The following is a 10,730-nucleotide window of genomic DNA, read 5'->3' as shown; positions in this document are numbered from 1 at the left end:
GCACCAAAGGCTGGTAAAATTACTACATCACCACTGTTAACAACAGAAAAGTCTTTGAGTTTGTCAATAACGGGAATAAATTCTACTTGCATTTCTTGCATTCGTTTATTCACAGATGGATTGTGAATAATTTCGTTGGTAATCCAAATCTGTTCTGTGGGAAAATGTTGCCGGGTTTCATAGGCCATGGCTACAGCCCTTTCTACACCCCAACAAAAACCAAATGCTTGTGCTAGTTGAATGGTGACATTACCACGTTTGATGGTGTAGTTGCGATCGCGGATTTCCTGAATTAAGTTACTCTGAAACTCAGACTCTAACTGGGTAGCGACTTCCGCTTGATGACCAAAGCCTTTACGATTGTAATTGTCTGAATGTTGAAGGCTACGTTTAAAAGCTTTTGTATCCATTTTAGATTGACCACTAATAATTACTATTTTTGATTTTCTCGTGTTTTGAGGTGATCTAGATAGGAAATTTGGATTTATATCCTACTTTTTGAGTTGATTTTTTCAGGTTCAGGTAACTGGGATGTTATTTATTGGTTATTATACATCTGTAAGGCAGTCCGCCAAACTAGATAACCAGGGGGACTCAGATGCAAACCGTCAGTTGTAAAATCTGATCGCAGATTACCTTGTTTATCGGTGAATAAGGGATGTAAATTGAGATATTTCGCACCTTTTTCAGTAGCGAGATTATTCAATTCCTGATTCAAATTGCGAATCCGAGAATTGGGAATTGCTAGAAGTTTTTCTTTTCCTTCCCAAGTTGCTTTCTCTCCACCATGAGGCAAAATTGACTGAACGACAATTTCGGTTTGGGGATGTATTTTTCGCAAATAACTGATAATTTGCCGATAATTAGCTAAAATTTCCTGATCATCTAGCCCACGAATTAGATCATTAATACCCACCATAATGAAAATCTTTTCCGGTTGGGTACGATCGAAAAAATCTAATCTTTGCAATAATCCATTACTAACTTCCCCTGATATGCCCTGATTTAACCAGCTTCTATCCTCAGGTAATAACTCCGGTGGAAACCACAAACTCAGAGAATCTCCCGCTAATATGATTAATCCTTGGGGATTTTTATCAGCAGTGATTTTAGCTTCTTGTTTGAGGATATCCAACCATTGGGGATAACTGAGCTTATGCCGGGGTCCCAATTCTGGCGCTACATATTGATTTTTCCAGTTTAGGTTAACTGGTTCTGGGGGAGATGGAATAGCTGTAGTTGCTAACACAGGGGTTAGTTTTTGCTGTCGCCAAATCAATAAGATAACGGCTAACATCAGGATGATATTAGTTAACAGTGCGAAAAATGCCCAGAGAGGAACGGTTTTTACACGATTAGACACGACGAAGAAATATTACCGATATTGATTAATTGTAAGTCTGATGGTGGGTAATTGGTAATTGGTCTGGGGACAAACACAAAAAGCAAAATTTATTTACAAAATTTATTTAATTATTATGTTTTTACAATATTTGCACCCTATTCACAAATCCTTCATAAATTTGCTATAGCTTCAAATTAAATGAAATTACTTCAATTTGCTCTCGATTCATAACCAACACACATTTTGTAATAACTTTTTAAATCTTTATGAATACCTGTCCTTGCTGCTCCAACACGATGACCCGCAACTTTCGCCAACATCATGTTTATTGGTTCTGTCGCAGTTGTTGGCAAGAAATGCCCTTACTAGAACAAAAAATTTCGCATCCACTCCTTCAGCCATTGCCAAACAGCCATTTGGTTTTAGTTTAACAGTGCCATTAGAAAATATACATCAAAAAGTTGAAAATTATGCAATGTATTCACCAAATTTCATTTCACGGTATATTTAAAGAAATATTTGGCACAGAAAAATACCAACATAAACTGCGTATATACTCACCTTATCCACAACTACAAATTGTTATCTTCTCCAAAATTAGAGCCAAAACAGGCTTTTTGACAATCAAAGAAATTGAGAATTTAGCAACTCTAGTAGTTAAAGAATTTGCTCTTAATATTAATTCTGTAGTATGGATTGAGCATGATTTTTCACAGTGCGATTTATCTGCTGCTGCCTTTAGTTTAATTACTTTTGACTGGGATTATCGGCAAGCTGCTAATCCTTCCTGGCTTCCCATTCATCAAAATTGGTATTTTGATTGGCTACAGAATGCTAATCTTAATTATATAACTGGATAAAATTAGGATTAAAAAGGATAAACGAATGTGAAAATTCTTTGTGTAGAAGATGATAAAAACATAGCTCAGTTGCTACAAATCACGTTAAGTAAACAACACTATCAGATTGAGTTAGCACAAGATGGTTAAATAGGATGGAATTTAGCAGAAGTTTATCCCTATGATTTGATTCTCTTAGATGTAATGTTACCTAAATTGGATGGTATTAGTTTCTGTCAAAAACTCAGAACTAATCAGTCTTCTTTACTCAATCCTAATCGAGAAACCCCAGTAATATTAATGACAGCATTAGATGCGGTGACAAATAAGGTTATTGGCTTAGATGCTGGTGCTGATGATTACCTGGCTAAACCTTTTGATATGAATGAATTATTAGCTAGGATTCGAGCATTATTGAGAAGAAATCAAAAGACCCTATCTCCTCTATTAAGCTGGGGTGATTTATCTCTTAATCCGAATAGTTGTGAAGTTATATATCAAGAAAAGCCAATTTATTTGGCTGCAAAAGAATATGAAATACTAGAACTTTTTCTGCGCTATCCTGAACAAATTTTCAGCACCAGTCGCTTATTAGATCGTCTGTGGACATCGGAAGAATTTCCTAGCGAGGGAGCGGTACGCGCACATATTAAGGGTTTGCGGCAAAAACTAAAGAAAGCGGGTGTTGCTGATATATTAGAAACTATTTATAAACAAGGATATCGGCTTAAAGATCAGGAAGTTGTAAATGAAAAATATCAGGAAGATATTAACCAATTAGAATACAACTCTATTAATGAGACTTCGGAATTAAAAGCTGTTTGGGAAAAATATCGTCAGTCTTATAGCGATCGCCTCACCATTCTGCAACAAGCCATTGATGCTATAAAAAACGGCACTTTTACACCAACACAACAGCAAGAAGCGGAAAGAGAAGCCCATACCTTGATAGGTTCATTAGGTTGTTTTGGCTTAGAAACAGCTTCAGAAATTTCTCGCCAAATCAAGCAACTTATTCAGCAAAATCAAGCCTTAAAACCACCAGAAATTACAGAATTAGAACAACTACTAACCCAGTTAAAGGAAGAAATAGAAGGATATGGCTGTGAAAATCAAATTAATCAAATAGAATATTTACCCTCAATCCCTAATATTTCTTCGTTATCACTATCACTATTGATCGTAGATGATGATTTGCCCCTAGCCCAGCAAATGGCAATAGAAGCAACAAACTGGGGATTTAGAGCGAAAATTGCCGTTAATCTCCAAGCAGCAGAGGAATTTTTAAGTGATCATCACTTTGATGTAATTTTGTTGGATATAAATTTCCCTGATTCCATCAAAAATGGATTAGATTTTTTGGCAATAGTACACAATCATTATCCAAAAATTCCCGTTGTCATGCTAACGGCTGAAAATTCATTTATTCAACGAGTGGAAGCAGCACGTTTAGGAAGTCAATGCTTTTTACAAAAACCCATTTCTCCTGCTGAAGTATTAGCAACTATAACCCAAATAATCCAACCTGTAAATCAGTCTGTAGCTAAGTTATTGATTGTGGATGATGATCCAGGATTACTAAATCTTCTCACTACTTTATTAGAACCATCTAACTATCATCTGACTTTACTCAATCAACCTGAGAAATTTTGGGAAACATTAGAACAAACTGCTCCTGATTTGTTGATTTTGGATGTTGAATTTAGTGTAATTCAAAAAAGTGAAAAAGACACAATCAACTATTGGAGTGGATTTGATTTGTGTCAAGTAGTCCGCAGTGATTCTAGATGGAATCGTTTACCTATCTTGTTTCTATCTTCTCATAATGATTTGGAAACAATTCAACGTGGTTTTACTGTCGGTGCTGATGATTTTTTGACTAAACCAATTGTCCCAACAGAATTAATAACCCGTGTACGAACTCGGTTAGAACAACGTAAACTTTGGAAATTAACCGAAATAGATGCACTTACAGGATTAAGTCTGAGACGGAAAGCATTACAAGACTTGACAAGATTACTACAGTTAGCACAACGTCAACAACAGCCTTTTAGTTTAGCAGTTTTGGATTTAGACCACTTTAAGTCTGTTAATGATCAATATGGACATGAAATGGGCGATCAAGTCCTCAACTACTTTGGTAAAATCCTCAATCAATCCTTTAGACAAGAAGATGTAGTTGGGCGTTGGGGTGGGGAGGAATTTATAGTAGGAATGTATGGTACAGATAAAGAAGATGGAATGCGAAAATTAGTCCAAGTTCTTCAACAATTTAGTCAATATTCATTTACATCCTTGGATGGAACGAGATTTAAGGTAACATTTAGTGGAGGAATTGTTCAGACTCCAGATCATGGACAAGATTTACAAACACTTTATCAAAAAGCAGATATTGCCCTCTACCAAGCTAAAGCAGAAGGGCGAAATCGGATTTGTTCAGCAAATTTAAACAAATAAATATTGGGGATTGGGGACTGGGGACTGGGGAATATTTATCTTTCTTCTTTCTCTCCTCTTCTTTCCTCTTTCTTCTCTCTCCTAACTCCTAACTCATAACTCCTAACTCCTACTAAATTATGATTTCTATAGATGACATTTTTGATCAACCAATTACCCTCACTAATTGCGATCGCGAACCAATTCACATTCCTAATGCCATTCAACCTCATGGTATTTGTTTGATCTTTAATAAAGAAGATTGGCAAATTACCCAAATAAGCGATAATACTCAATTACTTCTAGGCTATTTACCAGATGAGTTATTAAATCAAAGTCTAAATAAGCTTTTAAAAGCAGAAGATATAAACACGATCACTCGATGTTTAGAAAGAGATTTTGAAGCCATAAATCCCCTAACTTTAAAAGTATTAAATTCTCAACAAGAAACAATTACTTTCTATGGTATTGTCCATCGTTCACCAGATAACTTATTAATTTTGGAACTTGAAACTTATGATGGAGATGAAACTTGTAATTTCTTTCAATTTTATCAATTAACTCGTCATCTGCTCACCAAAATTCAAAATGTAGCTGATCTTAGCAGTTTAAGTCAATTAATTGCTGAAGAAATTAGAGAAATTACTGGATTTGATCGAGTGATGGTATATCGGTTAGATCAAGATGATTCAGGAGAAATTATTGCCGAAACTAAGCGGATTGATTTGCCTTCCTTTTTAGGTTTACGTTATCCTGATAGCGATATTCCCAAACAAGCAAAAGAACTTTATCGGTTAAATAAATTACGGTTAATTCCTGATGTTAATTATCAACCTGCTGCTTTAATTCCTAACATTTCTCCCATAACTCAAACCTCAGCAGATTTAAGTTTTGCGGCTTTAAGAAGTGTATCACCTATGCACATTGAATATTTGCAAAATATGAAAGTAGGTGCATCAATGTCTATTTCTTTATTAAAAAATAATCAACTTTGGGGTTTAATTGCTTGTCATCATCAAACTCCTAAATATCAATCTTATTATATGCAAACTTTTTGCGAATTGGTAGGACAATTGATGTCTCTGGAATTAACTAATAAAGAAGAACAGGAAAATTTAACTAATAAAATTCAATTAAAAAATCTGTTATCTAATTTTGTTGAAAGTATTGCTAAATCAGAGGATTTTGTAGATGTGTTAGCACAAAATCACGAGAATTTACTACAATTAGTTAAAGCTAGTGGAGCAGCGATTATTTCTCCTGATTCAATCATGTTATTAGGGAAAACTCCTTCAGAAAATCAAATTCATGAATTAATAAATTGGGTTATTCCTCATTTGCAAGATAATCTTTATTATACGGATAGTTTACCTAAAATTTATCCTCCAGCAGAACAGTTTAAAGAATTAGCATCTGGTGTAATAGTTGTTGCTATTACTAAACTGCAACACAATTTTATTATCTGGTTTCGTCCTGAAGTAATTCAAACTGTCAATTGGGGAGGTGATCATCATAAACAAAAAAATATTGATGAACATGGTAATCTCACGCTTTCCCCCCGTAAATCTTTTGAAAAATGGCAAGAAATTGTCAAATTTAAAAGTTTACCTTGGCAAAAATATGAACTTGCAGCAGTGATTGAATTACGCAGTGTTATTGTAGGAATTATTCTTAAAAAAGCCGATGAATTAACATTAATTAATGAACAGTTACAAGAAAGTAATAATGAATTAGATGCTTTTGCTTATATCGCTTCCCATGATTTAAAAGAACCCTTAAGAGGTATTCACAATTATGCTAATTTTTTGTTAGAAGATTATCGTCATCAATTAGACGAAGATGGTATCTATAAATTAGAGATTTTAATGAAACTAACCAGAAGGATGGAAAATCTAATTAATGCTTTACTACATTTTTCGCGCTTATCTCGTGCTGATATAAAACGAACTACTATTGACTTAAAGGATTTAGTAGAAAATGTTTTTAGTATTATCGAAATTAGTCAATCTGACTCTCAAATTAGTATAAAAATTGCTGAAGATTTACCTGTTATCGAAGCTGATAGCGTCTTAGTAGAAGAAATTTACACTAACTTAATGAGCAATGCTATTAAGTATAATGAACAAACGAAAAAACAGATAGAAATTGGGTGGATAATAGGTAAACCAGAATGGTCAGAAATTGATCATCCTTGTTTTCATCAAAATATCCCAATTTTTTATGTGAGAGATAATGGTATTGGTATTAGAGAAAAAAATTTAGATACAATTTTTCGCATTTTTAAACGTTTACATGAACAAGAACAGTATGGAGGAGGAACAGGTGCAGGATTAACTATTGTGAAAAAAATTGTGGAGCGACATGGAGGACAAATTTGGGTAGAATCAAAATTGAAAGCAGGAACAACATTTTATTTTACTTTGGGAAAAAACCATGAACATGGAGGAGAAACATATTAGTTTATTAATAATAGAAGATAGTCAAGCCGATTTTGAATCCTTAAAAAGGGTGATGAAATCTTTGAATTTTTCTTATCCCATTTATCGCTGTAGTAATGGTGATGCAGCCTTAGATTTTTTATTCCAAGAAGGCGACTATGCTGAACCGGAAACAGCACCACGTCCTAATTTAATCCTCTTAGATTTAAACTTACCAGGAACAGATGGGAGAGAAGTATTAGCAACTATCAAAAATCATGAAGAATTAAAATTAATTCCTATTGTCGTATTTACCACTTCTTTTAATCAAAAAGATGTAAAATTTTGTTATAACCAAGGGGTAAATAATTATATATTAAAACCAATGGGATTATCAAATTTAACAGAAACGATCAATATTTTAATTAGATATTGGTTTGAATTTTCCATTTTACCCGATTAAATTATGGACGCAGGGGAGCAGGGGAGCAGGGGAGCAGGGGAGCAGGGGAGCGGAGGAGCAGAGGAGCAGAGGAGATGGAAAAAGAAGCAATTAAAAATCATCAAGATTTGAGAGTTTATCAAATGGCATTTGAAGCAGCAATGAAAATCTTTGAAGTCTCCAAAAAGTTTCCTATTGAGGAACGTTTTTCATTAACTGATCAGATTCGTCGTTCATCACGTTCTGTTTGTGCGAATCTGGCAGAAGCCTGGAGAAAGCGACGATATGAAGCAGCTTTTGTGGCTAAACTGAATGATTGTGTTCGCGTAGCGACTCCGAAGGAGTTAGCAGAATCTGCTGAAACTCAGACTTGGATTGAATTTGCTGTTAAGTGCAATTATTTGGATGTTGAATCAGGTAGAGAGCTATATCGAATATACAATCAAATCTTAGGCAGTTTAGTAAATATGATTATTAATCCCTCCCCTTGGTTAATGAAACGTTGAAATTCTTCCCTCCCCGTCTCCTCTGCTTCCCTTAACGTGCAAATTAAAGGTTTAACAGCTTATGGAAGATAATGAGAAAACAAAAACACAACTAATTGCCGAATTAGAAGCATTAAGAACAGAAATAGCCGCCCTCAAGGGAGAACAAGTAAATAGGAGAAATCTGGAAAATTTGGAAACTCTTGAGGACAGAACATATACTATTTTAGTGTTAGATGATTCAAAGGCTGATCGTGGTACTTATCAACGATATCTGACTCAAAATCATTCTCACACTTATGAGATTGTTGAGTTTTCTAATGGTCAAAATGCTTTACTTTGGTGTCAGCAACAACTACCAGATGTAATGCTAGTTGATTACTTTTTGCCCGATATGGATGGGTTAGAATTTTTGCAGGAATTATGCCAAAAAACAGGTAAAGATAGAATCCCTGCAATTATGATTACGGGACAAGATAGCACAGATGTGGTTGTTGATTTATTCAAAAGTGGCGCACAAGATTATTTAGATAAAAATTTTATTACTGCTGAAAGTTTACATCAAGCTATTACTAATATTTTACGTCAAAACCAACTAATTCAACAACAGGAATGGCAACAACAACGACAAAAACTAATTACCAATATATCACTTTCTATTCGTGATTGTCTCAGTGTAGACGATATTCTGCAAACTACAGTTACAGAAATTAGAGGTATTATCAAGAGCGATCGCATTATTATCTACCAATTTGAAACCGATGGTACAGGCCTAGTTGTCAAAGAAGCTGTCGTAGATCCAAAGTTTTCAATTTTAGATCGCACTGTTATAGATCAATGCTTTGGAGAAAGCTGGGTGGAATTATATCAACAAGGACGTACCAGAACTATTGATGATATATACACCGAGCCTGATATCAATGAATGTTATCAGGAATTTCTGCAAAATTTTAATATCCGAGCAAACTTGGTTGTTCCTATTATCCAAGAAAATAAACTTTGGGGATTACTTATTGCCCATGAATGTACAGCACCCAGGCAATGGAAAAGTGCGGATATAGAATTGATGAATCAATTGGCAATTCAGGTAGGTATTGCCATTCAACAAGCATCATTAATAGAAAAGTTGCAAACGGAATTAGCACGACGACGAAGATTAACCTCTATATTAGAAGCTACTCCCGATTTTGTGGGTATGGCCACACCCAAAGGAAAGGTAATTTGGCTCAATTCTGCGGCTAAAAAAATGATGGGAATTGCGGATATTAATGATTTTACAGTGGTTAAAAGTCATCCCCAATGGGCTGTAGATATTATTTATGATCAAGGTATCCCTACAGCTATTGAAACTGGAAGTTGGTTGGGGGAAACCGCCATTTTGCATCAAAATGGGTCAGAAATTCCTGTTTCTCAATTAATTGTTGCTCACAAATCTGCGGATGGAGAAATATTATTCACTTCTACTATCATGCGTGATATTAGTGAACGCAAATTATCAGAAATTGCCCTACAGGAACGGGAGAAACAACTAGAGTTGTTTGCTAAATATGCACCTGCTGGTATTGCCATGTTTGACCGGAATATGCACTATGTAATTGCCAGTCAGCGATGGATTAATGATTATCAACTTGAATCTATTGAAGCTATCATTGGTAAATCCCATTACGAGATATTTCCAGAAGTTACAGACAAATGGAGGCAAATTCATCAACGTTGTCTTGCGGGTGCAGTTGAGAAATGCGATGAAGATTTATTTATCAGATCAGATGGGTTAAATCAATGGTTACGCTGGGAAGTCCGCCCCTGGTATGATAGCAACAATGAGATTTGCGGAATTATTATTTTCTCTGAAGATATTACTGAACGCAAACAACTAGAACAAAGCTTGAAAGTTAGTGAAGAACGCTTAAGGCTCACCCTTGACTTGACAGGTATTGGTTCTAGGGACTGGAATTTGCAAACTCATGAATGCCTCTGGAACAAAAATCTATGTCGCATCTGGGGACTAGAGTTAGGAAAGGTTCTACCTAATCATACAATTTGGCGGGAGCAAATTCATCCTGATGATGTGGAGCAAGTCGAACAACAGTTGCACGAAGCATTACAAACTCAAGCCCCTTACCAGGCAGAATATCGAATTTACAGAAAGAATGATCGCAGTCTGCATTGGGTAATGGAAACAGCCAATTTCTTGTCTGACGAAACTAGACAACCGATGCGAATGCTAAGTATTATTATTGATATTACGGATCGCAAACAAGCAGAACTGGCACTGCAAGAATTTAATCTCACACTAGAACAAGGAGTTACAGAACGGACATTACAACTATCTCAGGCAAATGATCAACTACAAATAGAACTATTACAGCGTGAGCAGTTAGAGCGAGAATTAAGAAATAGAGAAAAATTATTAGATGGATTTTTTTATGCCGCTAGTGAAGCAAATGTAGGCTTGTCTATACTTGATACTAACCTGCGGTTCTTAAAGATTAATCAGAAATTGGCAGATATCAACGGCTATCCTATTGAGACGCATCTGGGAAAATCGGTGATGGAGTTAATACCAGAAATTTCAGCCAGAATTTTGCCTCTATTACAAACTATTTTAGATACTAAACAACCGATTTGTAACTTGGAAATTAGTAGTCCTGCTCCTAGTCAGCCGGAAATGATAGGTTATTGGTTAGTCTCCTATTTTCCTATTCTTGGAGAGTAACTGTTCACACTCCCCCACTAAAAAGGAATTAGGAAGTAACAGGGATAGGA

The 10,730-nt window shown here is 35.3% G+C and carries 7 protein-coding genes and 1 pseudogene; 6 read left to right on the top strand and 2 right to left on the bottom strand.

Going from position 1 to position 10,730, the window contains the following annotated elements:
• Both FJR05_RS01470 and FJR05_RS01465 read right to left on the bottom strand, forming a co-directional pair.
• Window positions 1–410: pseudogene (locus tag FJR05_RS01470) on the bottom strand (4-hydroxy-3-methylbut-2-enyl diphosphate reductase); the annotation flags it as partial.
• Between the two features lie 128 nt (window positions 411–538).
• A complete protein-coding gene (locus FJR05_RS01465) occupies window positions 539–1,363 on the bottom strand; it encodes an SGNH/GDSL hydrolase family protein (protein WP_168642483.1) in 825 nt (274 codons plus the stop codon).
• Window positions 1,364–1,815: 452 nt separating this feature from the next.
• Here FJR05_RS01465 and FJR05_RS01460 point away from each other — a divergent pair, with 452 nt between their 5' ends.
• The 6 genes from FJR05_RS01460 to FJR05_RS01435 all read left to right on the top strand — a co-directional run bounded on the left by FJR05_RS01460 (window position 1,816) and on the right by FJR05_RS01435 (window position 10,680).
• Window positions 1,816–2,205 (top strand): hypothetical protein, encoded by a 390-nt coding sequence (locus tag FJR05_RS01460; RefSeq protein WP_168642482.1) that lies wholly within the window; start codon window positions 1,816–1,818, stop codon window positions 2,203–2,205.
• 129 nt (window positions 2,206–2,334) lie between these two features.
• On the top strand, window positions 2,335–4,641 hold the full coding sequence (locus FJR05_RS01455) for a response regulator (RefSeq protein ID WP_371416767.1): 2,307 nt from the start codon (window positions 2,335–2,337) through the stop codon (window positions 4,639–4,641).
• Window positions 4,642–4,760: 119 nt separating this feature from the next.
• Window positions 4,761–7,079 carry an ATP-binding protein gene (locus FJR05_RS01450; protein WP_168642481.1) on the top strand — a complete coding sequence of 773 codons (2,319 nt, stop codon included), beginning with the start codon at window positions 4,761–4,763 and terminating at the stop codon, window positions 7,077–7,079.
• Window positions 7,060–7,500, top strand: coding sequence for a response regulator (locus FJR05_RS01445; RefSeq protein WP_371416766.1), 441 nt, complete (start codon window positions 7,060–7,062; stop codon window positions 7,498–7,500). The genes FJR05_RS01450 and FJR05_RS01445 overlap by 20 nt, the downstream gene beginning before the upstream one ends.
• Before the next feature lie 74 nt (window positions 7,501–7,574).
• Complete coding sequence (locus tag FJR05_RS01440; RefSeq protein ID WP_168642479.1) at window positions 7,575–7,985, top strand: four helix bundle protein; 411 nt, start codon at window positions 7,575–7,577, stop codon at window positions 7,983–7,985.
• Window positions 7,986–8,046: 61 nt separating this feature from the next.
• Window positions 8,047–10,680, top strand: a complete 2,634-nt coding sequence (locus FJR05_RS01435) for a PAS domain S-box protein (RefSeq protein WP_168642478.1) — start codon at window positions 8,047–8,049, stop codon at window positions 10,678–10,680.
• Window positions 10,681–10,730 lie beyond the last annotated feature (50 nt).

The sequence above is a fragment of the Dolichospermum sp. UHCC 0259 genome, from assembly GCF_009711935.1.
Classification (GTDB): Bacteria; Cyanobacteriota; Cyanobacteriia; order Cyanobacteriales; family Nostocaceae; genus Dolichospermum.
The sequence above is the reverse complement of the archived record's forward strand: the minus strand, read 5'-3'. Positions and strand labels throughout refer to the sequence as shown.